Origin of the sequence: Sphingomonas oleivorans (assembly GCF_003050615.1) — a bacterium.
In the GTDB taxonomy this organism is placed as follows: Bacteria; Pseudomonadota; Alphaproteobacteria; order Sphingomonadales; family Sphingomonadaceae; genus Sphingomonas_H; species Sphingomonas_H oleivorans.
This window is the reverse complement of the sequence record NZ_NWBU01000005.1, coordinates 122,271-146,673: the sequence shown is the minus strand read 5'-3', so window position 1 is coordinate 146,673 and position 24,403 is coordinate 122,271. Positions and strand designations below refer to the sequence as shown.

At 63.6% G+C, this 24,403-nt stretch carries 20 protein-coding genes and 2 pseudogenes; 10 read left to right on the top strand and 12 right to left on the bottom strand.

Features of this window, described 5'->3' with window-relative positions; translation table 11 throughout:
* Nucleotides 1–35: 35 nt before the first annotated feature.
* Nucleotides 36–1,415: an alkaline phosphatase PhoX gene (locus tag CLG96_RS06145; protein WP_107966998.1), complete on the bottom strand. Its 1,380-nt coding sequence runs from the start codon at nt 1,413–1,415 to the stop codon at nt 36–38.
* A gap of 345 nt (nt 1,416–1,760) precedes the next feature.
* Here CLG96_RS06145 and CLG96_RS19145 point away from each other — a divergent pair, with 345 nt between their 5' ends.
* The gene (locus CLG96_RS19145; protein ID WP_243395651.1) at nt 1,761–1,982 is read left to right on the top strand and encodes a hypothetical protein; all 222 of its coding nucleotides are present in this window, start codon (nt 1,761–1,763) and stop codon (nt 1,980–1,982) included.
* 149 nt (nt 1,983–2,131) lie between these two features.
* Here CLG96_RS19145 and CLG96_RS06135 read toward each other — a convergent pair whose 3' ends face one another.
* The 6 genes from CLG96_RS06135 to CLG96_RS06110 are packed head-to-tail and all read right to left on the bottom strand — an operon-like array spanning nt 2,132 to nt 7,714.
* Nucleotides 2,132–3,262 (bottom strand): NAD(P)/FAD-dependent oxidoreductase, encoded by a 1,131-nt coding sequence (locus tag CLG96_RS06135; RefSeq protein ID WP_107966997.1) that lies wholly within the window; start codon nt 3,260–3,262, stop codon nt 2,132–2,134.
* The gene (locus CLG96_RS06130; RefSeq protein WP_107966996.1) at nt 3,259–4,632 is read right to left on the bottom strand and encodes an FAD/NAD(P)-dependent oxidoreductase; all 1,374 of its coding nucleotides are present in this window, start codon (nt 4,630–4,632) and stop codon (nt 3,259–3,261) included. The genes CLG96_RS06135 and CLG96_RS06130 overlap by 4 nt, the downstream gene beginning before the upstream one ends.
* Nucleotides 4,614–4,928, bottom strand: coding sequence for a (2Fe-2S)-binding protein (locus CLG96_RS06125; protein WP_107966995.1), 315 nt, complete (start codon nt 4,926–4,928; stop codon nt 4,614–4,616). The genes CLG96_RS06130 and CLG96_RS06125 overlap by 19 nt, the downstream gene beginning before the upstream one ends.
* Complete coding sequence (locus tag CLG96_RS06120) at nt 4,925–6,118, bottom strand: acetyltransferase domain-containing protein (protein WP_107966994.1); 1,194 nt, start codon at nt 6,116–6,118, stop codon at nt 4,925–4,927. The genes CLG96_RS06125 and CLG96_RS06120 overlap by 4 nt, the downstream gene beginning before the upstream one ends.
* Entirely contained in the window at nt 6,096–6,632 is a 537-nt protein-coding gene (locus CLG96_RS06115) for a RidA family protein (protein ID WP_107966993.1), read from the bottom strand. The genes CLG96_RS06120 and CLG96_RS06115 overlap by 23 nt, the downstream gene beginning before the upstream one ends.
* Nucleotides 6,632–7,714, bottom strand: coding sequence for an alanine racemase (locus tag CLG96_RS06110; protein ID WP_207796628.1), 1,083 nt, complete (start codon nt 7,712–7,714; stop codon nt 6,632–6,634). The genes CLG96_RS06115 and CLG96_RS06110 overlap by 1 nt, the downstream gene beginning before the upstream one ends.
* 199 nt (nt 7,715–7,913) lie before the next feature.
* On the opposite strand from CLG96_RS06110, the gene CLG96_RS06105 reads away from it, so the two are divergent.
* Nucleotides 7,914–8,864, top strand: coding sequence for a LysR family transcriptional regulator (locus tag CLG96_RS06105; RefSeq protein WP_107966992.1), 951 nt, complete (start codon nt 7,914–7,916; stop codon nt 8,862–8,864).
* Here the strand turns inward: CLG96_RS06105 and CLG96_RS06100 are convergent.
* On the bottom strand, nt 8,861–10,288 hold the full coding sequence (locus tag CLG96_RS06100; RefSeq protein WP_107966991.1) for an aldehyde dehydrogenase family protein: 1,428 nt from the start codon (nt 10,286–10,288) through the stop codon (nt 8,861–8,863). The two genes, CLG96_RS06105 and CLG96_RS06100, sit on opposite strands and share 4 nt — an antisense overlap.
* Nucleotides 10,289–11,930: 1,642 nt before the next feature.
* Here CLG96_RS06100 and CLG96_RS06090 point away from each other — a divergent pair.
* Both CLG96_RS06090 and CLG96_RS06085 read left to right on the top strand, forming a co-directional pair.
* Nucleotides 11,931–12,407 carry a hypothetical protein gene (locus CLG96_RS06090; RefSeq protein WP_107966989.1) on the top strand — a complete coding sequence of 159 codons (477 nt, stop codon included), beginning with the start codon at nt 11,931–11,933 and terminating at the stop codon, nt 12,405–12,407.
* Between the two features lie 84 nt (nt 12,408–12,491).
* Nucleotides 12,492–12,839: pseudogene (locus CLG96_RS06085) on the top strand (YciI family protein); the annotation flags it as partial.
* Nucleotides 12,840–13,151: 312 nt separating this feature from the next.
* Here the strand turns inward: CLG96_RS06085 and CLG96_RS06080 are convergent.
* On the bottom strand, nt 13,152–13,667 hold the full coding sequence (locus CLG96_RS06080) for an Lrp/AsnC family transcriptional regulator (RefSeq protein ID WP_107966987.1): 516 nt from the start codon (nt 13,665–13,667) through the stop codon (nt 13,152–13,154).
* A 336-nt stretch (nt 13,668–14,003) separates the two neighbouring features.
* On the opposite strand from CLG96_RS06080, the gene CLG96_RS06075 reads away from it, so the two are divergent.
* The 6 genes from CLG96_RS06075 to CLG96_RS06050 all read left to right on the top strand — a co-directional run bounded on the left by CLG96_RS06075 (nt 14,004) and on the right by CLG96_RS06050 (nt 20,041).
* The gene (locus tag CLG96_RS06075; RefSeq protein WP_107967261.1) at nt 14,004–15,209 is read left to right on the top strand and encodes an acetyltransferase domain-containing protein; all 1,206 of its coding nucleotides are present in this window, start codon (nt 14,004–14,006) and stop codon (nt 15,207–15,209) included.
* Nucleotides 15,210–15,284: 75 nt separating this feature from the next.
* Nucleotides 15,285–15,749 carry an Lrp/AsnC family transcriptional regulator gene (locus tag CLG96_RS06070; RefSeq protein WP_107966986.1) on the top strand — a complete coding sequence of 155 codons (465 nt, stop codon included), beginning with the start codon at nt 15,285–15,287 and terminating at the stop codon, nt 15,747–15,749.
* 203 nt (nt 15,750–15,952) lie between these two features.
* Nucleotides 15,953–16,615, top strand: coding sequence for a haloacid dehalogenase type II (locus CLG96_RS06065; protein ID WP_107966985.1), 663 nt, complete (start codon nt 15,953–15,955; stop codon nt 16,613–16,615).
* Between the two features lie 107 nt (nt 16,616–16,722).
* Complete coding sequence (locus tag CLG96_RS06060; protein ID WP_207796604.1) at nt 16,723–17,211, top strand: Lrp/AsnC family transcriptional regulator; 489 nt, start codon at nt 16,723–16,725, stop codon at nt 17,209–17,211.
* Between the two features lie 455 nt (nt 17,212–17,666).
* Nucleotides 17,667–18,716 (top strand): phosphotransferase, encoded by a 1,050-nt coding sequence (locus CLG96_RS06055; RefSeq protein WP_107966983.1) that lies wholly within the window; start codon nt 17,667–17,669, stop codon nt 18,714–18,716.
* Nucleotides 18,713–20,041, top strand: coding sequence for an aspartate aminotransferase family protein (locus tag CLG96_RS06050; RefSeq protein WP_107966982.1), 1,329 nt, complete (start codon nt 18,713–18,715; stop codon nt 20,039–20,041). Before CLG96_RS06055 ends, CLG96_RS06050 begins: the two co-directional genes overlap by 4 nt.
* 702 nt (nt 20,042–20,743) lie before the next feature.
* On the opposite strand, the gene CLG96_RS06045 is transcribed toward CLG96_RS06050, so the two are convergent.
* From CLG96_RS06045 to CLG96_RS19445, 3 genes and pseudogenes are all read right to left on the bottom strand, one after another.
* Complete coding sequence (locus CLG96_RS06045) at nt 20,744–21,466, bottom strand: superoxide dismutase (protein ID WP_107966981.1); 723 nt, start codon at nt 21,464–21,466, stop codon at nt 20,744–20,746.
* A gap of 141 nt (nt 21,467–21,607) precedes the next feature.
* Nucleotides 21,608–22,870: a cation:proton antiporter gene (locus CLG96_RS06040; protein ID WP_107966980.1), complete on the bottom strand. Its 1,263-nt coding sequence runs from the start codon at nt 22,868–22,870 to the stop codon at nt 21,608–21,610.
* A 636-nt stretch (nt 22,871–23,506) separates the two neighbouring features.
* Nucleotides 23,507–24,344, bottom strand: a pseudogene (locus tag CLG96_RS19445) (IS5 family transposase).
* Nucleotides 24,345–24,403: the final 59 nt, after the last annotated feature.

Here is a 24,403-nt window from a genome sequence, read left to right as displayed (position 1 = left end):
CGGGAGTTCAAGCGGAACGTCCGCTGTCCTTCCGATCAGGCGGCGAAGGCGGCCCAGGGGCCGGTGATCGCGAGCGTCTTGGCCGGAGCGTAGATGTTGACGAACAGCGTCGAGCCATCGGGCGAGAAGCAGGCTCCGGCAAGCTCGGTCTGCAGGTTCAACCGCCCCAGCGTGTAGAGCCTGCCATCGGGCGTCACGCCGCGCAGATGGTTCTCGACGGTGTCGGTATATTGATCCTCGCACACGATGAGATGGCCGTTGGGCGCGACCGTCAGATTGTCGCCGAAGTTGAACATCTTCGGGTCGGTCGATTCGACGAAGAGCTGGAGCGCGCCGGGCGCGTCGCGCTCGGCCGGCTGCCCCTCGAAACGCGAAGGGCGGTAGCGCATGATCTGGCCGAGCTTCGCCGCGCCGCCCGACGTGCAGCAGAAATAGAGCGCGCCATCGCCATAATGAATGCCTTCGCCGCGCGCGAAGCGCATCGCGCCTTTGGCATGGCCGCGCAGGCGCAGATCGTCATCGGGGCTGTCGGTGCCGTCGAGATCGACCCAGCGGACCGCCTGCCAGCCACCGACGGGCATGGCGTCGCCTGCCCAGTTGCGGCTGTCGCGGCCATGGCGGACGTCGCGCATCGCGAGCGCCTGGAGCCGCCCGCCGCGCGCAAGCCGGCCCTTCGCGTCGGGCAGGAAGCGATAGAGCAGGCTGTCGTCGCGATCCTCGGTCAGATAGACGATGCCGGTGCGCGGATCGACGGCCGCGGCCTCATGGTTGAACCGGCCCATCGCCTTCAGGGGCAGGGGATCGGCCAGCCCGCGCCGGTTTACTGGAACCTCGAATATCCAGCCATGATCGCGGCGCACGGCGGCGCCCGCGCGGCTGACATCCTCTTCGCAGCTCAGCCAGCTTCCCCAGGGCGTCGTGCCGCCCGCGCAGTTGCGGATCGTTCCGACCAGGCTCAGATATTGCGCCTCGACGCGCCCGGCGGCCAGATCATAGATGAGCGTCGTGGTGCCGCCGGGCAGTATGTCGCCCGAAGCGACATGATCATAGGCGGCGAGCGTCTCGGGCCTCTCGGGCCCCGCCGGGCGGATCGGGCCCGTAGCGATATGGCGCGCCGCCAGCTCATGATTGCGCACCAGCGCCACGCGGCGGCCGTCGAGCGCGAAACAGCCCATGCCGTCGGCATGATCGGGCACCGCGAACCCGTCGTCCATCCGGTCGCCAAGCCTGGAAATCACGCGGTAGCTGAAGCCGCGCGGCAGATCGAGAAGCCCCGCCGGATCGGGCTCGAGCGCGCCATAGGCGCGCATGCGCGACCGCGCGCCGCCCAATCGGGCCGGGGCGCATGCGTTCAGCGCAAGGCCGGCAAAGGCGGCGGAGGTCAGGCCGAGCGTGAAATGTCTGCGATCGAGCATGGCGCCCTTCTGGATCGAATGATTGGGTTGGAGGACGCGCTAGTCGAGCAAAAGGTCAATCATGTTGCAATGGCGTCCTGTGGCCGATTGCGCTTCGTCCCGACGGTGAGACGCCTCTAGGGCGGCAATTTCGCGTCTGATTTCCACCCATTGCGGCCGTTCGCCTTGGCAGCCAGAATTCCCCTACGGACCCTATGATTGCGCAGGCGGGCAGTGATAGCACCAGCAGACCGAAACTCTTGGAAGACGCTCCCCTGCCCATATGAACGGGAGAGATTCGAACTTCCGCTGCTATTCTTGGACGCTGAAGGCGAGAGGATGAGGAAGGGGCATATCCCACAGGATATGGACGATAAGTGGTTCATATTCTTTGAGAATGGCTGGCTCTATTTCCACCGAAGTCGGACCGGCGCGTGCATCTACGGACTTCGGCTCGACGGTTCGCCGCACGGCGTGCGTGTGATCGAAGGCTGGGTAAGCCGCGACCGCGAACATTATAACTCACCCGGCATCGAGCAGGACAAGAAGATGGTGCAGCAGCTCATCGGGTCGCGCTTGCTGGCATAGGCTTGAACGACCGCTTTCCACCCAAAATGGCCACGCGGCACTGGGTCGGTGCAATAGGCGGGGTCCGACCGAGGCTGTGTGAAAACACCGACGCTCAGCTTGAGTCAGTCCACTTTCGCCCCCGCATGCTCCGGAATGACGGTGGACGATCAAGGGGCCAGTGAAGCGAAGCGTGAGATGCCATATTGCGCGATCGGCGTCGTGGTGGCGCCCGTTGCGATAAGCTCGGCCATGACGTCGCCTACGCCCGGCCCGATCTGGAAACCGGCGCCGCAGAAGCCAAAGGCATAATATAGACCAGGGGTGGTAGCGCTCGGTCCCATGATCGGCACGTCATCGGGCAGGTAGCTTTCGATTCCGCTCCAGCTTCTAATGGTGCTGACGTTGGCGAACCCCGGCATCACGCGGCGGAGTTGTTCCATCTGGCCGAGAATGGCCTCGGGCAGCACGGTCGCGCGATTGGTTTCGTTCGAAGCCGGCCCCCGCGCAAAGCCGCCGCAGATGATGTTGCCGCGCTTGACCTGGCGGAAATAGACGGTCTCGTGGAGATGTGGCGTGGAAACGCCGATGGTGGGCGCGATGCGGTAGGGAAGGGGCTCGGTGACCGTCATCTGCGGCCCATGCACCGCAAGCGGCACCGGCTCGCCGAACAGGGCCGAGAGCTTGCCGCCCCAGGCACCGGCGGTGATGAGCAGCATGGGCGCGCGCAGCTCGCCTTGTCCTTTCACTTCGACGACGAAATCGTCACCGGCTTTGGCGATGCCGACCACCTCCGCCTCCTCGCGCACGTCCGCGCCGGCGCGCCTGGCGGCGCGGCCGATGGCAGGCGCGGTGAGCCGCGGGTTGGCATGGCCGCCGCTGGGGTCGTAGCAGCCCGCGATCGTCTCGCGCCCGAGATAGGGGAAGCGGGCGCGTAGCGCGTTCGACGAGAGCATCTCGAGATCAAGGCCATAGTCTCGCGCATCTTGCGAATAGGCCTCCATCTTGTCGGCCTGCTCGCGCGTATAGCAGACGCGCAGATGGCCCGAGGCGACGAACTCGCAATCCTCGCCGATCAGCTCGGGCAGGCGATCCCAGATTGCGCGCGAACGGTTGGCCAGCGGGAGCTGTTGGAGGTAGCGCCCCTGGCGACGGACGTTGCCGAAATTGACCCCGCTTGCCTGCTGACCGACGAGCCCGCGCTCGAGCAGGATGACCGATTTGCCTCTGCGGCGGAGGAAGAAGGCGGCCGACGCCCCCATGATGCCGCCGCCCACGATGATGATATCGGCCTGCATCATGGCCGCTCTCCCTTCACGGTCGCCATCGACAGCGGCTTGATCGGTGCCTGGCCGCGCAGCCGGCCCACCTCGGCGAGCGGCACATTGCGCGCTTCGGCGAGTATCTCGGCCGCTGCCGAGCTGCAGAAGCGCCCCTGGCAGCGGCCCATGCCGATGCGCGACAGCGCCTTCGCGCGGTTCAGCTCGGGCGCGTCCTTGCCGACCGCCGCCTCGCGGATATTGCCTGCGGTGATCGCTTCGCAGCGGCAGACGATCACCTCGTCCGCCACGGCGCAGGCCAGTCGCGCCGGCCAGGGAAAGGCGGTGGCGAGGCCGCGACGAAAGCGGTCGAGCCTTTCCATGCGCCTGCGCAGGCGCGCCACCTCCGCCATGTCGACCTCCATTCCCCTGTCGGTGAGGGCCGCCAGCGCGGCAAGCCGGCCGGCCGCCTCGGCCGCATCCGCGCCCAGCAGGCGCGCGCCGTCGCCCGCAACATAGATGCCCGCGCGCGGCGTGCGGCCGTCCCGATCGGCATCGGGCCGCCATTGTCCCGTCGCTGCGTCGAAGAGGAAGGGACAGCCGGCCAGGTCGGCAAGCTGCGTTTCGGAGCGCAGGTGGAACCCCATGCCGACCGCATCGCACGCGATACGCCGCTCGGTGCCTCCGGCGGTCCGGTAGCGCACGGCCGCCACCTTGCCTTCGCCTTCGATCGCGAGCGGCTCCACCCCGTTCTCGATCAAGATGCCGGCAGCCCTGAGGCGCGCACGGAACATGAGCCCGCGGGCGAGGAACCCAGGACGGACGGCAAGATCGGGCAGCGCCTTGACCTGTGCCGCGAAGGGCGCGGTGTCGAGCACTGCGGCCGGCGGCGCGCCGGCTTTCAGATATTGATAGGCCAGGAGGTAGAGGAGCGGGCCGGTGCCCAGAAACAGCGGGCGTGCACCGATGCTGCATGCCTGCGCCTTGAGCGCGATCTGGGCGCCTCCCAGGCTGTAGCAGCCCGGCAGCGTCCAGCCCGCAATCGGCGCCAGCCGGTCGGTCGCGCCGGTCGCCAGGATCAGCGCATCGAAGCGGAGCGCCGCCGCAACCCCGTCGGTGACGATGTGCAGCACATCGTCGCGAAGGTTCCAGGCCAGCGTCTCCGGACGATAGTCGATGCGGCCCTGCAAGGCATTGAAGGCCTTGTGGAGCGCGCGCGCCTTCTTGGCGTCGGCACCGTAGAGCGCCTCATATCGTCGGGTGAAGTTCACAGGCTGGCGTCGATAGATCTGGCCGCCCGAAAGCTGGCCTTCATCGATGACGGTCGGCCGAATCCCGGCTGCCGCCAGCGCTTCGGCCGCACGCATGCCCGCAGGCCCGGCACCGACGATGATCATGCGGGGATCGGCCACAGGTCCTCGCTCATGGCTTGAGTTATGAGGCGAAGGCCGGCGCGGACCGGCGTGGTGCAGGCACGCACGCGCCCGCCTTCGGCGGTCCACATCCAACAGTCCTGGCAGGCGCCCATCAGGCAGAAGCCCGACCGGTCGCCATCGCCGAATTCGGAGCGCCGCAGCGTGCGGCCCGACGCGAGCACAGCGACGAGCAGGCTATCCCCTTCCAGGGCGACGACTTGCTCGCCATCCACCTCGATCTCGACCGATGGGCGATCCGTTTCGCCCAGGCGACGGAAGCGGCCCGCGCTCATAGATATTTCAGCCATCGGATGTCCTTGCGACGCTTCTTGAGATCCGAGAACCAGCGTGTCGGGAAATAGAGCGGTACGATCAGCCCGAGATACCAAATCCACACCCAGGCAAGCGAATCGACTCCGAAGATCTCGCCATGGTTCGGACCCCAGATCGACAGCGCGGCAAGATAGAGCAGCCGCAGCAGATAAAGATGGAAGAGGTAGAAGAACATCGGCGCGCCACCCAGGACCGCCAGCCAGTGCGAGACGCGCCCTCCCTCCACCTTCTCGAACCGGGCGAGCAGTACCGAGCCGATGCCGAGCGTCGGCAGCAGGAACAGCAGCGATGGCGGATATTTGGTGAGCGCGAGGAAACTCATCAGCGTCCGCAGCCCGTCGTCCGGCACCACGAACCAGGGCTTGTCGCCATAAAGGTTGAGCGTGCGCAGCACCACGAACGCCACGATCATGCCGACACCCAGCATCATCAGTCGGCGGCGACGCTCCTCGGGCGCAAGCCCCGTAAACCACGGCCCCACCGACCAGCCGAGGCAGATCACGCCAACCCAGGCGAGCACCGGGTAGTTGAACTTGATGGTGACGCCGAAGAGCTCGATCGCCGAGCGCTGGTGGATGATGCCCCAGGGCACGTATAATGGATGATCGGGGGGCAGCACGATCCCGTCGAGAAGGTTGTGCCCGCAAATGATCGCCACTCCCAGGGCCAGGATCGCCCGGCGCGGCAAATGGATAAGCGCCGCCAGTACCACCATGCAGATGCCGATCGCCCAGATCACCTGGAGGAATATGGTCTGCGGCGGCAACTCGGCCCGCCAGGCGAGATTGACGAATGTGAGTTCGAGAAAAATCAGGAACAGCCCCCGCTTCAGCAGGAAGGCGGATGTCTCCGCGCGCCTGTGCCTCTGGCCATAGAGGAAGGCCGAGAGGCCGGTGAGCGCGACGAACAGCGGCGCGCACAACGTGCTGGCAAGCCGGGTGAAGAAAAGCGCGGGCATGATCGTCCGTGCGTCCACCGGATCGGTGACCGGCATGTACAGGAACCAGGTCTCGCGGACGTGGTCGAGCAGCATGATGACCATGATCAGCCCGCGTAGCGCGTCGATGCTCATCAATCGCGCAGTCGCAGCGGCCGGCGCTCGCGCCGGCGCCGCTCCGATGCCCGAACTATCGTTCGCCAGGCTTGCCATGCCCGTCTCCGCCCCGAGATGATGTAAGGATCGAACCGGCACCGCCATTTGGTTGGCTGCGTCCTGCTTCGCCCGTCTCCTTGCCTGTGGCGCTCGCGTCGCAGGCGGTCCGTTCGCTACCTGCAAGGGCCGCGATCGCATCGATCTCGACCAAAAAGCCATAATGGAGCTCGGGCACCGGGACGACCGTACGGGCAGGGCGCGCATCCGGCAGCATGGCGGCATAGACCGCATTGAAGCGAGGCCAGTTGGCGACGCCGACGATGTAAGCGGTCACCTTCAGAAGATGTCGCGGCGTGCTGCCTGCAGCATCCAGGATCGCCAGCATATTTTCGATCGCCTGCGTCGCCTGGGCCTCGAAGCCGTCGTCAGGCAATTGCTGCCCGTCCGGCAGGATCGGCAGCTGCCCGGAAATATAGACATGCCCGCCCGAGACGGTCGCCTGCGTATAATGACCCGCCGGAGCCGGCGCCCGGTCCGTAAGGATCTTGGCGACGATGTCGCTCCCGCTCATCACCAGCCTCCGAACCGCAGCCACTCGGCTTCGACGACGTCGGACGTGCCGTGGACCACATGATAGCGCCGATGCTGCGCGCCGGTGGCGCAGGCGTGGTTCGGAAGGATCCGCACGCGATCGCCGATCGCGAGATCCGGCAGCACAGCGCCCGAGCCGGGCCGCACCATGATGATGCCATGCTCCTGGTTCGCATCGGCGACGATCAGATCCGCATAGGCGTTGCCCGCGATATCGCAGACTAGGCCATAGCCCTGGTTCACCGCCTGCTTCGAGGTGCCGCGATCCTGTGACATCGCCATCCAGCCCGCATCGATCAGAATCCAGCCCTTGTCGTGCTGATGGCCGATCACGGTCGCCAGAACCGAGATAGCGATGTCCTCGATCCGGCAGACGCCCACGCCCGCCATTACGAGATCGAAGAATATGAACACGCCCGCGCGTACCTCGGTCACGCCTGTCAGGTCGGTGGCATAGTGCGCCGTGGGCGTGGAGCCGACGCTCACCACCGGACAGGGCAGCCCGGCGTTGCGCAGGATGGCGGCCGCATCGACGACGCCGCGCCGCTCGGCCTCCGCGCATTGCCGCAGGGCCTCGGCCCCGCGCGCGGCATAGCTCCCGCCGGCATGGGTGATCACCCCGCGCAGTTCCGCGTCGCGCGCGAGCGCATGGCCGATCTCGACGAGACGGGCCGCGTCCGTGGGCAGCACGCCGGAGCGGTGGCCATCGCAATCGACCTCGATCAACGCGGGAATGCGGACGCCCGCCGCGCGCGACGCCGCCGCGACCGCCTCGGCCTGCTCGACCGTATCGAGCACGACGGCGATGTCCACGCCCTCGGCGCGCAGTTCGAGGACGCGCGCGAGCTTCGATGGCGCGATGCCGACGGCATAGATGATGTCCCGCACACCCGCCGCCGCGAACTGCGCCGCCTCCTTGAGCGTCGATACGGTCGCGGGCCCTGCCGGCGAGGTCATGACGCGCCGCGCCACCTCGACCGATTTGGCCGTCTTGAGGTGCGGCCGCAGCGACACGCCGAAAGGATCGAGCCGCCCCCTCAGCCGGGCGATGTTGCGATCCATCCGCTCGGCATCCAGAATCAGGCAGGGCGTCTCGAGCTCACCCAATGTCGTCGTCCTGCCCGCCTTCTCGAACGTTCGATCGATCGTCGTTGCTGCGTCCACCGCCTGATCCTCCTTGTGCATCGCCGGCTTGCTCTTGCGTCCGATCACCGCAGGCTGCAATTAACGGTTAGTGCATGCTATATTAAGGCTGGACTTAATGCTGACTTCGGATGATCTCGCATTCTTCACGATGCTGGCCAGCTCGGCCTCGCTGGCGGAGAGCGCACGAAAGCTGAACGTCACCCCGCCGGCCGTCACGCAGCGTCTGCGCGCGCTCGAGGCTCGCGTGGGTGTCCGCCTCATCGATCGCTCGGGACGCCAGCTCAGCCTCACCGACGAAGGCGCGCTCGTCGCATCGCATGGCATGGTTGTCGCGGAGGCGATCGAAGCGCTCGCCGAAGCGTTGGCGGACCGCAAGAGCGCCGTCAGCGGCCATCTCCGGATCGCGGCACCCCACGGCTTCGGGCGCCTCCACGTCGCGCCCGTGGTGGAAGCCTTCGCGCGTTTGCATCGCGGCGTCACGGTCACGCTCGACTTGTCCGATCATCCCGGTTCGCCGCTGATCGAAAGCTGTGACGTCATCATCCACATCGGACCGCCCGGCCCGATGAATCAGATTGTGACCACGCTGGCGCCGAACCGGCGGATTCTCTGCGCCAGCCCCGGCTATCTGGACGAGGCCCCGCCGGTCCGTTCGCCACGCGACCTGACGCAACATCGCTGCCTGGTGGTGCGCGAAAATGATGAGGATGTGACGCTCTGGCGCTTCAGCCATCCATCGTGCGATCCCGCCACGGTCCGCATCCACCCCGCAATGTCCAGCAACGATGGTGCAGTCGTCCGCGAATGGGCGCTCGCTGGTCAGGGCATCGCCATCCGATCGGAATGGAACATCGCCACTGACCTCGCCGATGGCCGGCTGAGACGGGTCCTGCCCGACTGGGAAGCGCCAAGCGCCGACGTCGTCGCCATGCTCGGCGCGCGCCACGGGCGGAGCGCGCGGACGACGGCGTTCCTCGCCATGCTGCGGCAATCGCTGACACCGCCGCCTTGGGGGCAGGCACCTTGGGGGCAGGGCGATGGTCCGGCGTCCGCGGAGCTTTCCTAATAGCCGAGGATCGCCTTGGTCTCCAGATATTCCTCCAGGCCGAACATGCCATATTCCCGGCCATTGCCCGATCGCTTGTAGCCGCCGAACGGCGCTTCGCCGTCCCAGGCCGGATAATTGATGTGGACCTGGCCGGCGCGGATGCGCGCGGCGAACCGTCGCGCGCGTTCGGGATCGCCGGACTGAAGATGCGACCCGAGACCATAGACCGTGTCGTTCGCGATCGCGATCGCCTCCTCCTCGTCGCGATAGGGAATGATCGAGAGCACCGGCCCGAAGATCTCCTCACGCGCGATCCGCATGCCCGGATCCACCTCCGAGAAGATCGTCGGACGCACGAAGAAGCCACGATCCAGATGCTCCGGCCGGCCGAGCCCGCCGCAGAGCAGCTTCGCCCCCTCGTCGATTCCCGCCGCGATCATCGCCTGGACGCGTTCATACTGCGCGGCGTTCGCGATCGGCCCCATGCCCGTCTCGTCCAGGCGCGGATCGCCGACACGGATTCCGGCCGCGGCCTCTGCCGCCAGCGCCTCCACCTCGGCGAGCCGCGTGGCCGGCACCAGCATCCGGGTCGGCGCGCTGCACGACTGGCCGACGTTGCGGAACCCCGCGAGCACGCCCTTGGCGACGCCTTGCGCGAAATCGGCATCGTCGAGGAACAGGTTGGGCGATTTGCCGCCGAGCTCCTGCACGACCCGCTTCACCGTCGGCGCCGCCGCCTGCGCCACCAGCACGCCGGCGCGGGTCGACCCTGTGATCGAGATCATGTCCACGTCCGGGTGCGCGGCGAGCGCGGCGCCCACCGCCTCGCCGGTCCCATTGACCAGGTTGAAGACGCCGGCCGGCACGCCGGCATCATGCATCAGCTGGGCGAACAGCAGCGCGCTGTACGGCGAAAGCTCGCTCGGCTTCAGCACGATCGTGCAGCCAGCGGCGATCGCGGGCGCGACCTTCGCCGTGATCTGATAGAGCGGCCAGTTCCAGGGCGTGATGAGCGCGCAGACCCCGATCGCTTCCTTGGCCGTCGCGGTCGTGCCGTTGAGCGTGAGGAACCGGTAACGGCGCAGGACATCCATCGACACCCGGACATGCTCTGCCGCGAACGGCACATGGGATGCGCGGGCAAAGGCGATCGCGGCTCCCATTTCCGTCACAAGCGCATCGACGAACAGCTCTGCGCGCTGCTGGATCAGCTCGAGGATCCGGCCCAGCAACGCCACGCGTTCCTCGACCGAAGTCTGCGAAAAGGCAGCGAACGCTCGGCGAGCAGCGGCCACCGCCAAATCGACATCATCGGAGCCGCCCGCCGCGATATGGCCGACGAGCTGCTCGGTGGCGGGATCCACCACCGGCGTGCTGGCCGAGGTCGTACACGCCCGCCACCGGCCGTCGATATAGAATTGATCCGCATGTTCGACAGCCATCGACAAAGTCCTCACAGTTCGAATGCCGGGTGCCGGGGCACGGGCTTCCAGGCTCTACCCGTGATCGAGCTCTGCGCCATGCGATTGCCGCTCGGCTTTGCGACGCGTGCCAGCGCCCCGGTCCCCTCTGAGCTAGCTCATGGAAATGACCATGGCTTGCCGGAGCAGCGACGCCGATTTGGCAGGCGCGGGACGCGGTTTATGCCGAATCCTTCTTTGGCCGTAGAATATGATGCGGCTGCTCCGCGAGCGACGATGGTCGAGACAACATCTAATATAAGCGGTATCATTTGACCGGCGGCACGGCGATGACCGGCATGGTCCCGAATGTTATCCGAGTGATCCGCCCGTTCATGGTCCAAAAGTTCGCCGTGCGAGAAGGTTCGAGCGCCCCGCACGCCCATTCCGCCACGATCGGATCACCGGTATCGAATGAACGAGGCAGCGCAACGTAGAGGTGCTTCAGCGGGCATGCCTTCGCATAGGCCTTGAAGGCGGAAAATGTACTTCCACCTCGAGAGCCCGGCGGTCCCACATTGGCCGAGGGGGAAAGATACTTTCACTGCTGCGCTTCAGTCTCAGTTTGGAGAGATTTTAGCAGCGCTGCGACTAGGGCAAGATCCGATGTCCGATCGGCCGGAATATCGCCAAGCGATGACATCGCCAAAAATATGCTTCCGATCAGCATTGCGGCAACATAACGGGCGCGGTTCTATCCGCAACGAGATATGCGGCCCGTCCCGGGAGAAACTCGACTTCCCGCGATGTCCGCTTGCGACGATATCCGCTCGGAAGCGGACCGTCTCAGAACCACCCTTCTACCCGACCGCTCACGACCATTTGTCGCCGTTCATTGCGTTCAATCGGCTTTCCCAATAGCCGACCCTAGTTCAGGTGTGCCTTGCTCCGAACCTAGGACAGAAGGACGAACCCATAAGCAAAGGCAATCGTGGATGCGATGGCCCAGATCGCCACAAGAGTAAGGATCTTTGCCCGGCTACTGCGCTCTACGTAGGCCAAGTAGGCCGCATATGTTTGACGGCCAAAGGCCCTCGCGCAGAGCAAGGATAGGGGTAGAGAGGAAGCGATGCCTACCCAAAGGAAGTTGAACAGACTTGCTGTGCCCAACTTCGCACCCCAGGCCGCGCTAAGATATGCGCTGATTATCGGGCTGCTCCCAAGCGTGGCAACAAAGGCGGCGAATGCTGCGCCGACACGCCAGTCGCCTGGCGAATGTCGCTCCGATTTTCCGATGGGTAGGAGCAAGATGGCCACCATCGCGACTATGATAAGCAGGACATACATGCGGAACAGGTCTCCGACTGTTCGGATACCCTTACGTCGGCTTTTTGCGATATTAAACATGGAGCGGACGGACCGCTAACCACCCATATGAGACTTTCGGGGCGCGCCGCGCTGAAGCGCAGTGAAGGGCTGAAGAGGGGGGATTTCAGTCTGTCCGCTTCCGAGCCGCTCTCCGTTCGGCTTTCGGCCGGCCGGCGCGTTCGGGTCGTTGCGGACAGGGTGCCGTCATGCCATGCTGCCGCAATGGACCGGCCCGCGCGGCGCTCGCTGCCGGATGCGATGACGGAGCAGATGCGGGCGCCATGGGCCGGGTGCGGGAGCAGGGGGAGCGATATCGGTGAAGCGGACCGAACCCTTGCAACTCTATCATAGCTGGCCGATCTTCGAGCGGGGACAGCGCTTCAATCTCGGATTGGCCTATGGCTGCGATGCCTTGCCGTGGCGCGGCTCGGGCCTTGCGCCGCTCGATCGGTGCGCGCTCGCGGATCATGGCATCGGCCTGTGGGAATGCGATCTGCGCGACAATGCGCTGCGCTGGTCGGCCGAAGTCCATGACATATTCGGCTTGCCGCCGGATGCGCGCGTGTCCCGCGCCGAGGCGGTCGCGCTCTATTGCGAGGAATCCCGCGCGGCGATGGAGCGGCTGCGCGCCTATGCGCTCAAGCATGGGCGCGGCTTCACGCTCGATGCGGAAATCCGCCCGGCCCGGGGCGGTCGCCGCTGGATGCGGCTGATCGCCGCGCCGATATGGGACGGCAGGCATATCGTGCGCCTCCACGGGCTGAAGCAGGATGTTTCCCACCTCTATCGGTGAGATCGGCCGCGCCCCTTATCATTCCTCATAGGCGCGAAGCGGCCGTCATGGCATCCTTGCACCCGGAGGAGAGGAGACGAGACGATGCGCGTCATGGTTCTGGTGAAGGCGACGAAGGACAGCGAGGCGGGCATCATGCCCTCGACCGAGCTGCTCGCGGCCATGGGCAAATTTAATGAGGAGCTGGCCGATGCCGGCATTCTCCTGATGGGGGAGGGGCTGCATCCTTCCTCGAAGGGCAAGCGCGTGGCGTTCGACGGCGCCGGCCGCACGGTGATCGACGGCCCCTTCGCCGAGACCCGCGAGCTGGTCGCCGGCTTCTGGCTGTGGAAGGTCAAGGACATGGCCGAGGCGGTCGAATGGGTGAAGCGCTGCCCCAATCCGATGCCCGGCCCGAGCGAGATCGAGATCCGGCCGCTGTTCGAGATGGCCGACCTCGGCGACGTGCTGACGCCCGAGCTTGCCGAACAGGAGGAGCGGATCCGCGAGAAAGCGGCCAAGCTCTGAGCCACGCCGGCCGCCGCCGCGGCTTGCGTCGATGGCGGGGGGTGGCCGTTTTGGGACTGTCGGCTTTCAGACAGAAAACGCGAAAAGCGGACATCGAAGGCGCAGACTTCGATCCGAGGCACGAGACTCTTTGCTTATATTTTGGAAGCGCGCTTTTTCAACCGAGGAGCGTAATTCTTATACTTCCCCTGCCGCTCGACATGGCTGCTTGCAACAAGAACGAAAATAAAGTCCATATTAGATATCCAATGTCTCACTTTGGCCAAAGAGTCGTCCTATTGGGAAGCCATTCCTGACAATCGGGGAATCAAGAACGATATAGCTGAAATATTTTTCCATCCCTGCATCACTTTCCAAAAGACCTTCGATCAACTCCTGATAGTGACTGACGCTCCTTGAAACGATCTTCAGGAGATAATCATAACCTCCGCTGACATGGTGGCACTCAATGATTTCAGGCATGGCGCGCGCGCGTGTCATAAATCGATTGAAATCTGCGACCCGATGGTCCTTGAGCGTAATCTCGGTGAACACCATGAGATAATCGCCAAGCTTCTCAAGTGCGATATGCGCGCCATACGACGTGATGTAGCCGCATTCTTCCAGCCGCTTTACCCGCGACAGACATGGACTTGCCGAAAGTCCTACGGCGTCCGCCAGCGCGACATTAGTCACCCGGCCATGGCGCTGGAGATAGGCGAGGATCTTGAAATCGAGCCGATCGAGCTTTTCCGGTTTGAGTTCCTTGCTCATGACAGCACAATCTTTTTCACCTTTCCCGCTTGGCGCTGATGGGGAAGCCGCTAGCCCGAGTTCGTCAAGTCGCTACGAACCCGGAATTTTTCAGCGCCGGCCTCGCCGCCAGGGTGGGCTTGGCCGGTGAGGCTGGCCTCAACCCACGCATAAGCGATCGCAGTGTAGAAGGCCGGCGCCGCAGTTTATACTGGTAGGGGCTCGCATTTCGTAACAATGGGCTGGCCGGCAAGGGAGAAAGCGCAGTTTTTTGGGCTGCCAGGAGCACTGAATGTGCCAATGCCGATGTCGCGCCGGGGTGCGCGCGCCAGGCATCCAGGCATCAAGGAGACCAGCATGGCGAGCCTTTCCAGCTTCAATCGCGGCGATGCGGAGGCCGCCCGGATATTGCCCGTCAAGACCGCCGCCACCGGCGCCCGCCTGATGAGCATCGATGCGCTGCGCGGACTGGTCATGGTGATCATGATACTCGACCATGTGCGCGAAACCTTCTTCCAGCATATGCAGATGACCGATCCGATGGATGCGCGCACGGTGATGCCGGCGCTGTTCGCGACGCGGCTGCTGAGCCAGCTCTGCGCGCCCGTGTTCGTCGCGCTTACCGGGCTGTCTGCCTGGCTATACGGGCAGAAGCACAGCGCTGCGGAGACATCGGCCTTTCTGCTCAAGCGCGGCTTGTTCCTGCTGTTCCTGGAGCTGACCTTGGTCGGCTTCGCCTGGTCAGGAAAATTTCCGCCGGACACCATCTGGCTGCAGGTGATCTGGGTGATCGGCCTCTGCATGATTGCGCTCGCCGGCATGCTGCATCTGCCGGGCAAGGCGCTGCTGGCGCTCGGCCTCGTCATCGTGTGTGGGCACAATCTGCTCGATCCGATCGAGCTTGCGCCGGAGGCCTCTTTCTATATCCCCTGGGCGCTGCTGCACCAGCGCGGCGCCTTCGAGTTGGCAGGCATTACGATCAAGACGACCTATCCGGTGCTGCCCTGGATCGGGGTGATTGCGCTTGGCTATTCGATCGGTCCGTGGTTTGGCGGCGCACTGGAGGCGGCGGAGCGGCGGCGGAGGCTGATCGGGCTTGGCCTTGCAATGATCGCGGCTTTCTTCCTGATGCGCGGTCTCAACGTCTATGGCGACAAGCCTTGGTTCGTCGTGCCGGACGACAGCGTGCGCACGGTGATGAGCTTCCTGGCGCTCACCAAATATCCACCCTCGCTGCTTTTCCTGCTGCCGACGCTGGGGCTCGGCGCCATACTGCTCGCCCAGTTCGAGCGGATCGAGGGCGGGCGGGTATCGGGCTGGCTGTCGATTCTGGGCGGTGCGCCGATGTTCTTCTATCTCCTCCACCTCTATGTGCTGCAGCTACTCTATCAGGGCGGAATGGCGATCTGGGGAGCGACCCACGGCAAATTCTTCGGCGTCGATCATCTCGTCTGGATATGGTTATGGTATCTCGGCCTGATCGTGCCGCTCTATTTTCCGACCCGCTGGTTCTCTAACCTCAAGAAGCGCCGCAGGGATATCTGGTGGCTGAAATATCTGTGAGCGGCGTGGTGGGTAATAACGCAGCGTGCGTGACGCTGGCAGGGTGCTTCCTGCGAATATGCGATATGGTGAACCATGAAGCTTGATCGCATCGACCTGAAGATTCTGAAACACCTTCAGGCCAATGGTCGAATTACCAACATCCAATTAGCAGACGCAGTCGGCCTTTCGGCCAGCCCTTGCCTGGTGCGTGTCAAGCGGATGGAAGCTGCCGGCGTAATCATCGGCTATGAGGCGCGATTCGATCTCGCGAAACTCGGAAACTTCGTAACAGCCTATGCCGAGGTCACGCTTCAAAATCACCGAAGGAATGAAGCATCCCGCTTCGAGCGCGCCGTGTGCCAGATCGACGAAGTCGTCGAATTTCACATGGTCAACGGCAAATATGATTATCTCATGAAGATCGTGGCGCCGGGATATGAGGGGCCTGCCGGGGTCATGGAAGAAATATGGAATGCGGATCTGGGCGTTAAATCCTATTCCGTGTTCATCGTTACCAGCACGCCCATCAAAAACCGCCCGCTTTCCATCGAATGCTAGACCGCCGGGCCATCGGGACGAGCGCTCGCCGGAGAGCCGATTCGCTCGTCACGCCATCTTTCGCACAGACCACCCATGACATTTCTGTCGGGCGCCGCTGAAACGGAAGGATGTCCTCCATCGGGCCGCGCCGGCAGCAGCTATCCCTCCAACGCAGTGCCTACTGCTTCTCAAGCCACGAACTTGAAAGGGTAGCGACGCACATGTTCAGGCCGAAATATATCAGCTTCGATTGTTACGGAACGATGATCAATTTCGAGATGGGGCCGACCGCGCGCCGTCTCTATGCCGATCGTGTTCCGGATGAGCGCATGGACGCCTTTTGCGATTCCTTTCGCGTCTATCGTCTCGACGAGGTTCTCGGGGCATGGAAACCCTTCTTCGACGTTGTCGCCAATTCGCTCCTGCGCACCTGCAAGACCCATAATGTCCCCTACCGTGACGAAGATGCCATCGCGCTGTACGAGGCCATTCCGACCTGGCAGCCGCATCCCGATGTGCCCGAAGCGCTGGCGAAAGTGGCGGAGCATTATCCGCTGGTGATCCTGTCGAACTCGATGGTCGACCTGATCCCCTACAGCGTCACCAATATCGGCGTGCCATTCCATGCGGTCTACACGGCGGAAGAGGCCGGGGCCTACAAGCCGCTCATGCGGCCCTTCGAATATATGTTCGATCGGCTGGGCTGCGGGCCTGAGGATATGATGCATTGCTCCTCCAGTCCCCGTTACGACCTGATGACCGCGGATGATCTGGGCTTCATGGCCAAGACTTTCGTGGATCGTGGTCATGAGCCCACCACGACCAATTATGGCGTGACCCGGATCAATGACTTCAGTGCCTTGCCCGGCCTGCTAGGCCTCTGAATCGGGCGGCCCCGGCTTCGTGCGGGCGAACGTCCGTCCGTGCGGAGCCTGGGCCTATACCCGATTTCGCCAAATATTCGGGACAGCTTTCTGCTATATCGGACGACATGAAACTCGACGCGATCGACCTCCAGATATTGGCTGAGCTTGAGCAAAATGGCAGGATGACGAACTCGCTCCTGGCCAAACGGGTCGGATTGTCCGCCAGCCCCTGCTTGGCACGTATCGGACGCCTCGAGCGTGAGGGATATATTGCGGGCTATAGTGCACGGCTCAATCTTTCCGGGATCGGGGAGCTGGTGACCGTCTTCACGGAGATCACGCTTCAGGATCGCCGCATGGCGACCATATCTCGCTTCGAGCAGAAGCTGCGGTCGATCGACGAACTATGCGAATGCTCGCGGGTCAGCGGCGATTGCGACTATATCCTTAAATTCATTGTGCGGTCAGTCGCGCATTATCGCGACACGATCATGAAAATCGTCGACGAACATTCCCTCGTCGATAGATATTTCAGCTACTTCGTGGTGCGCAGTTTCGACGTGCACAGGTCGGACTTCATAGACCGGCACTTCAGGCAAGAAGAATCCTCCTGACGCTGATCCGGGAAAAATCCCCGCCCGGCCCGCCCTCTATTGCGTTTCGCAGCCTTGCTGCACCCCTAGAGCAGGTTGTGATCAGATCTAATCATAATCTGCTCTAATTTTTCTTTGTTTTCCGCATTTTTCGAGTCGTAAGGCGATTCCGCCTGACTTGGGGATGCTCTGATCTTCTCCATAGCCCAAACGCCGCACAGCGCGCACGTCCAGCATTCTGCGCCGAAGACTGGGCGGTGTTTTCTGATGTTCCTTTTCGCGACGGGACGTGCCGCAAGGATCGTCTCGGAAGGTCCGACCGAAAGGCGATCCGCAGAGCAAATAGGGCGATTTCAGCAGACAATTCGGTCTCCCTGCCCTGAAAAAGATCCCAGGCCGCAAGGTCGGAACAGGAACGAGCCGGTTTTCGAGATGCCCCTCGATATCGCTGAAGCTCGGAATTCGCAGGCAGCAACATGTTAATCGATGCAACGCTAATAACCCGCCCTCCGCAACTTGGCGCAGACGATGCCGAGGAGTTGGCGCATCAGCTCTACGGCATGCAATTGCGCGCATATGAGCTTTCAGGCGAGCGCGACCGGAATTTCCGCATGGATGCTGCGGATGGCCGGCAATATCTTCTCAAGATTTTCAATCCGGCGGAGGCGCCGGATGTCGTAAATCTTCAAACCAGCGCGCTCGAGCATATCGGTAAAAGCGATCCGGATTTGCCGGTGCCGCATATTGTAAAGGCGCTGGACGGAAGCTCCGAGCGACGGATCAGCCTCAAGGATGGACGAAGTTCGATCGTTCGGATGCTGACCTTTCTGCAAGGCGTGCCTCTCCACAAGACCGATCGCACCGCCTCGCAAAGACGCGCGCTCGGGCGATGTCTCGCGCGTCTCGACCGGGCGCTTGTCGGCTTTGCCCATCCGGCCTCGCAGCACGACATCCTCTGGAACGTAGCCAGCGCGCATCGCCTCAAGGGGATGATTGATGGCCTGGCCGATGTCCGTCGGCGCAAGCTCGTCGCACGCTTCATGGCAGACTATGAGACGCTTGCGCTTCCTCGGCTGTCCTCGCTCCGCGCACAGGTGATCCACAACGACTTTAATCTAGGCAACGTGCTCGCCGTGCCGGGTCAGACCGACGCCATAGCCGCCATTATCGACTTTGGGGATATCGTGAAGGCGCCGTTGATCGGCGAAGTCGCAACGGCCGCCGCCTATCAATTGGCGCATTCGGACGATCCGCTGGCGAGCGCCGCCGATCTCGTCGGCGCCTATCATGACGTGATCCCGCTTCTCGGGGAAGAGCTGGAGATTCTGTTCGATCTGATCGCGGCCCGGCTGATGATCACGGTGCTGATCACCGAATGGCGTGCCGTCCGCTATCCCGAAAACAGGGCCTATATCATGCGGAACAACGGGCCGGCCTGGGCCGGGCTCGAATATTTCGGCGAACTTTCGCGGGACGAGGCGCGCAGTCGCCTGCTCCAATTTTGCAGCACAGGAGAAAAGCAATGACAAGTACCGCTGACATTGCGTCGGTGAATGCCTTCATTCCCGGTCAGGCAGACCTCGCCGAGGAGGAGGCGCAGCTCATTGCAAAGCGCGATCGCCTGCTCGGGCCTGCCTACCGTCTCATGTACCAAAAGCCCCTCCATTTTGTCCGGGGCGAAGGCGTATGGCTGTATGACACCGCAGGTCGCGCCTATCTCGACGTTTATAACAACGTGGTCTCGCTCGGACATTGCCATCCCGCGGTGGTCGCAGCGATGACGAAGCAGATTGCGATGCTGTGCACCAACACCCGCTATCTGCACGAGACCATTTTGGAGCTGGCCGAGCGCCTGCTCGCAACGGTGAGCGACGAGCTGTCGCACATGATGCTCACCTGTTCAGGGAGCGAAGCAAACGATCTTGCCTACAGAATCGCGAAGACATGGACGGGTGGCACGGGAATCATCATTACCGAGACCGCCTATCACGGCATAACCGATGCCGTGTCACAATTTTCGCCCACGCTCGGCACGTCGGTCAATCTGGGCGTGCATGTGCGCACCGTCCCGGCGCCGTCGGTCTATCATGCGGGGCCGAATATTGGCGAATTGTTCACGCGGAATGTCGAAGCGGCGATCGGTGATCTCAAGCGCCACGGCATCCAGCCCGCGGCACTGATCGTTGACTCGCTGTTCACGAGCGACGGGATTCTTCCCGATGAACCGGGCTTCCTGCAGGGCGCGGTGGCGGCAATTCGCGCGGCCGGCGGGATCTTCATAGCTGACGAGGTGCAGCCGGGTTTTGGACGGACGGGCAGCCATATGTGGGGCTTCCAGCGCCATGATGTGGTTCCCGATATCGTGACTCTCGGAAAGCCGATGGGCAACGGGCAGCCGATCGCGGGGCTGCTGACCAGGCACGACGTTGTGCAGGAATTCGGGCGTAATACCCGATATTTCAACACTTTCGCCGGGAACACGGTCTCGTGCGCTGCAGCCGTCGCCGTGCTCGACGTGATCGAAAGGGACGGAGTGATGGAGAATGCCCGTAAGGTTGGCGGCTATCTGCGCGAGCAGGTTGGTGCGCTGGCCGTGCGGCATGAGTGCCTGGGCGATGTCCGCGGCGCTGGTCTCTTCGTAGGCGCAGAGATCGTGGCCGATCGGGAGACGCGCGCTCCGGATCGCGCCAGGACGGCGCGCGTGGTCAATGCCATGCGCGAGAATGGCGTGCTGATCAGCGCTTGTGGCGCCAATCACAATATCCTGAAGATTCGCCCTCCCTTGATCTTCACTGAAACCAATGTCGATCTCTTCGTGGATGTGCTCGACAAGGCCCTGACCTCGGCATGACAAACACTGCGTCCGCCCGTCGCTGATCAGAACGGCGATGGGCGGTCGGCTTCGGAAAATCCGAGCTCATATCGGCAGACGACCGCTGAAATGCCACTCGGCCCAACGCCAGCTTTGGACCTCATTCGCACCGGTTATTGCACATTCTCAATGCGTGCGAATTCACTCGCCAACCAGCCACCGAAACGACCGATTTCGGGAAGGAGCAGGCAACGCTTGGATCCCTTATGGGCACGAAGCTGCCGAACGCGATCGAACGGGAGGCGAACTGTAACTTTTTCTAGGAGCGGACATCCGCATCGGATGCGCTGAATGACCGGATTGGGTCTTAGTCGGCCGAAGCTTTGAAAGCTGACTGAACGACCGGTTTCGGGAATTAGACCAAAGCTCCAGAACGGCCGACTAGGGCGCGAAGCGACCTCATTATCGGCTAAGGTGAAGATATGGCGTCCGTCTTGCGCTCCGCGCCAGCGCCTGGTTCATCCCCGAGGGGCCGAGCCGCAGCCGCCACGCTGCGCGACGCTGCCTTCCGCGAAAGGCCGCACTCCGTGCGTCGCATGGCGATCATGGACGCTTGTGCTCCCCGATCAGCCAAGCTGCTGTTGCGGCGCTTGGAAGCCCGACGCGGTCCCCGCTTCCCGGAACGGATCAGGCCGGACATTTCACGGAGCGGCGAGGCCATGCCGCTAAGCCGCAGCGCCGCTATGCCGCAGCCGCCTTGGCGAAGCGATTGTCGGCCGATGTCCAATTTATCGCCCCCATATATGCATCGACATAGGCAGCGGCCCTGGCGCCATAGTCGATCGCATAGGCATGTTCGTACATGTCGAGCGCGACTATGGGCGTCGCGCCGGCCAGCGTCATCGTATGATCGGCCGCCCATTGATTGACTAGGCGATCGTCGCGGTGGCTGTAGGTCAGCAGAACCCAACCGGAGCCGCCCGCCAGCGCCTTGCCCATCGCGGCGAATTCGCTGCGCCAGCGCGCGTCGCTGCCGAAGTCGCGCTCGATCGCCGCGGCCAGGGCCTTGCCGGGGCGGGTCGGCGCCCCCAGGCCGGCAAAATAGAGCTCGTGCAGGATCATCGAGTTCCAGGCGATGATTTCCTCACGCTTGAGGCCGTTGAGCAGAAAGCCGGGCGCCGCCGCGGGATCGAGCGAGGCGATTTGGGCGGCGATCGCGCCCAGCCGCTTCACCGCGCCGACATAATTATTGTCGTGATGGCTGACGAGCAGCTTCTCCGACAGGCCGGCGATCGTCTTCGGATCGAACGGCAGCGGCACGGGCTGCGGCGCAAAGGGCGTCGATACGGCCGGCGCCGCCGCCTGCGCGGCGCTGGCGATCGTCGGCACGATCGCCGCGGCCCCCGCCGAGAGCATCGCGCCGGCCGTCAGAAGCTCGCGGCGGTCCATCCTGGCATCGGTCATGCTCTCTCTCCTGTCGGCACGGCACAATAAGGAATGCGCGCGGCAATCCTGCGACAATGTCCGCGAGATTCCCCACGCAATGCAAGGCGATTCCCGCCGCCGATGCCGGGGCGGCTCGGCGCCGGCAGCTCTCCCCCCGGCTCATTGCTGCGCCTCCGCCTCTTCGCCCGTCGCATGCGCGACGACCGCCCCCGCGCTCAGCCCGTGGACGATCGTCGAAACAAGGATGGCGAATGCGATGGTGGCCCAGAGCTGGTCTTCATTGGGAAAGGCGGCGTGGCTCGCGGCATAGCCGAGATAGTAGATCGAGCCGATGCCACGTACGCCATAGGCCGCCACCACGAAGCGCTCGCGCGGGCGGAAGCCGGTTCCCGCCAGCGCGAGCCAGCCGCCCAGCGGCCGCACGATGAAGATCAGGCCGAGCGCTATCGCCATATGCGCCCAGTCGAGCTCGGGCCAGAGGCGCGGAAGGGCGCCGCCGATCAGGATCAGCAACAGGGCGGTCAGCGCATGCTCGATCGCTTCGTTGAAGCCGTGCAAGGTGCCGTGGAAATGATGCTGGGCTTCCGAGCGGCGCAGCACGATCCCGGCCAGGAAGGCGGCGATGAACCCATAGCCCTCGATCAGCTCGGTCGCACCATAGCAGAGGAGCACGCCGGCGAGCGCGACGACCCCCGAGCCCGTCTCGGCAAGCGCATTCCCTCGCGGCAGGACGAAAAGGATCTTGCCGAGCAGCCAGCCGATCGCCGCCCCGGACAGCATGGCAATGGCGATGCGGTAGAGCAGGTCGCGCGCGAACCATTCCAGGCCCCAGCTGCCGGGAACGAAGCCCTGCGCAACGAGGATGAGCCCCAGATGCACGAAGGGAAAGGCGAGGCCATCGTTCAATCCCGCCTCGGTGGTGAGCGCGAAGCGGATGGGATGCTCGCCCCCTTCGGTCGGCGGGCCGACCTGCACGTCGCCGGCAAGCACCGGGTCGGTAGGCGCCAGCACGGCGCCAAGCAGGAGCGCCGCCGCCAGGCCCATGCCGGCCAGCCACCAGCCGAGCAGCGCCACCGCGCCGATCGTGAGCGGCATCAGGACGAGGAGCAGGCGGACGGTCGGCCTCCAGCGCCGATAGTCGGAGAGATTGTCGATGCGAAGGCCGGTGCCGAACAGCGACACGATCACCGTAAGCTCGCTGGTCAATTCCCACAGGCGCGGCGCCGCGGACGGATCGATCGCATGGGGCATCCCGGGAACGAAGGAGAAGATGAGCATGCCGATCAGGATCAGCAGCGCGGAGGCCGCGGGTTCGCGTCCCGACAGGAAGCGCGGGATCCAGTAGGCGAGGATGATCCCCGCGCCGATCGCCGCCATCGCGACATGATAGCCGCTCAGACCGAAGAAGGGGGCATCATCCATCCCCCGGCGAACGCCCTCTGAGCCTTTTCTATCCTGCCGCCCGGCGCCCGCTCTCTTTCGACGCCTGCCGCCGGGCGCCGCCGCGCTTCGCTATGATGGCCTCCGGCGGTTCGAACCGCGCCTCGTCATGGTTGCATCTGCGTTGATGCCTATCGCGGCGCAGACGTGGCTCACTGAATCGGACTCATCAGCTTTGGGCTTCTTGATTATCTTGGAGTTTCCGCCGGCAGCACTCGTTCTGCTGACAGGGACCGGGCTGACAATCACACGAACAATAAGAAAGCTGCGCGCGCCCCATTGAGGAGGCTGAGGAGGCTCCTCAATATCCGCTAACCACCCCCCGACTGCCTGTCGGCTTTCGGGATGCAAAAGCTGCCGGACGGCTCACGACCAGTTTTTGCCGCTCCTGAACATCGATGCGTTTCCCGATTGCCGACATTTGGATGGTAAGGCATCGTCCAGAAATGGCATGGCTCGTAGAGTTAATTATCCAAGGCTTTTGGGAAGGCGCTGTTGAGATCGCCTATCGAAAGTGGGGATGGATCGGTGGAGGAGTCGCGCTCCTCGGTCCCTTCATCTTCGGCGGATTGGTTTTGTGGTTCCTCTTGGGTTGACGACCATTTTTTGCTGTTCATCCTAGGCGGCGTGGACAAATTTGAGCCAGTATCTGGCAGTGGCGAGATGGACCATGCCGAGGAAGCTGTTGGCCAGTTGGTCGTAGCGGGTGGCGATGGCGCGGTTGATCTTGAGGTGGCCGAACATGCGCTCGATGCGGTTGCGCTGCTTGTAGAGCGCCCGGTCGTGGTCGATCTTCACTCGGCGATTTGACCGGCCGGGTATGACAGCCTCGATTTTCCGTTCGGCAAGGTCGGCGCGGATGGCGTCGGCATCGTAGCCTTTGTCCGCCAGCAGGGCGTCCGGCGTGCGCTCTGCCAATCCGATCAGGACATCATATGCCTTGCAGTCTGCTGCCTCGCCGCCCGTCAGGTGGAAGGCGAGCGGTCGTCCAAGGGCATCAGCCAGGCAGTGAAGCTTACTGGTGAACCCGCCCCGCGAGCGGCCAAGAGCGCGTCGATGAGTCCCCCTTTTCCGCCCGCTGCCGAGACATGGGCGGAGCCTGCCAGAAGGTTACGACGATGCGCAGCATCGTTGGAAGGCAGGCGGAGAGGCGGACTGTGGTGCTGTCGATGCTGTAATGGCCGCTGTCTGCCATGATCTCAGCCAGCGTCACCGCCACGGTTTCCCAGACCCCGGCTTCGCTCCATCGCCGGAAGCGGCGATAGAGCGTGTTCCAGCTACCGTATTTGGACGGCACGTCGCGCCATGGCGCTCCGCAGCGAAGCCGCCAGAGTATGCCGTTGATAATCGAGCGGTTCTGCTCAGGCCTTTTGCCTCGGCCCCGGTTCTCAGGCTCAATCGGCAGCAAGTCCTTCAGGACACGCCATTCCGCTTCGGTGAGATCGCCCCTGCTCAAGCCTACCTCCAAAAAGCAGCCTTGAATCAACCAGCAGGCACCGCGTCAATCCTGCTCAT

Excerpts from the sequence above, each read along its gene's own strand:
- CLG96_RS06145 (WP_107966998.1), bottom strand. The coding sequence starts at position 1,415 with ATGCTCGATCGCAGACATTTCACGCTCGGCCTGACCTCCGCCGCCTTT.
- CLG96_RS19145 (WP_243395651.1), top strand. The coding sequence starts at position 1,761 with ATGGACGATAAGTGGTTCATATTCTTTGAGAATGGCTGGCTCTATTTC.
- CLG96_RS06135 (WP_107966997.1), bottom strand. The coding sequence starts at position 3,262 with ATGATGCAGGCCGATATCATCATCGTGGGCGGCGGCATCATGGGGGCG.
- CLG96_RS06125 (WP_107966995.1), bottom strand. The coding sequence starts at position 4,928 with ATGAGCGCGGGCCGCTTCCGTCGCCTGGGCGAAACGGATCGCCCATCG.
- CLG96_RS06120 (WP_107966994.1), bottom strand. The coding sequence starts at position 6,118 with ATGGCAAGCCTGGCGAACGATAGTTCGGGCATCGGAGCGGCGCCGGCG.
- CLG96_RS06115 (WP_107966993.1), bottom strand. The coding sequence starts at position 6,632 with ATGAGCGGGAGCGACATCGTCGCCAAGATCCTTACGGACCGGGCGCCG.
- CLG96_RS06110 (WP_207796628.1), bottom strand. The coding sequence starts at position 7,714 with ATGGATCGCAACATCGCCCGGCTGAGGGGGCGGCTCGATCCTTTCGGC.
- CLG96_RS06105 (WP_107966992.1), top strand. The coding sequence starts at position 7,914 with ATGCTGACTTCGGATGATCTCGCATTCTTCACGATGCTGGCCAGCTCG.
- CLG96_RS06100 (WP_107966991.1), bottom strand. The coding sequence starts at position 10,288 with ATGGCTGTCGAACATGCGGATCAATTCTATATCGACGGCCGGTGGCGG.
- CLG96_RS06080 (WP_107966987.1), bottom strand. The coding sequence starts at position 13,667 with ATGAGCAAGGAACTCAAACCGGAAAAGCTCGATCGGCTCGATTTCAAG.
- CLG96_RS06075 (WP_107967261.1), top strand. The coding sequence starts at position 14,004 with ATGGCGAGCCTTTCCAGCTTCAATCGCGGCGATGCGGAGGCCGCCCGG.
- CLG96_RS06070 (WP_107966986.1), top strand. The coding sequence starts at position 15,285 with ATGAAGCTTGATCGCATCGACCTGAAGATTCTGAAACACCTTCAGGCC.
- CLG96_RS06065 (WP_107966985.1), top strand. The coding sequence starts at position 15,953 with ATGTTCAGGCCGAAATATATCAGCTTCGATTGTTACGGAACGATGATC.
- CLG96_RS06060 (WP_207796604.1), top strand. The coding sequence starts at position 16,723 with ATGAAACTCGACGCGATCGACCTCCAGATATTGGCTGAGCTTGAGCAA.
- CLG96_RS06055 (WP_107966983.1), top strand. The coding sequence starts at position 17,667 with ATGTTAATCGATGCAACGCTAATAACCCGCCCTCCGCAACTTGGCGCA.
- CLG96_RS06050 (WP_107966982.1), top strand. The coding sequence starts at position 18,713 with ATGACAAGTACCGCTGACATTGCGTCGGTGAATGCCTTCATTCCCGGT.
- CLG96_RS06045 (WP_107966981.1), bottom strand. The coding sequence starts at position 21,466 with ATGACCGATGCCAGGATGGACCGCCGCGAGCTTCTGACGGCCGGCGCG.
- CLG96_RS06040 (WP_107966980.1), bottom strand. The coding sequence starts at position 22,870 with ATGGATGATGCCCCCTTCTTCGGTCTGAGCGGCTATCATGTCGCGATG.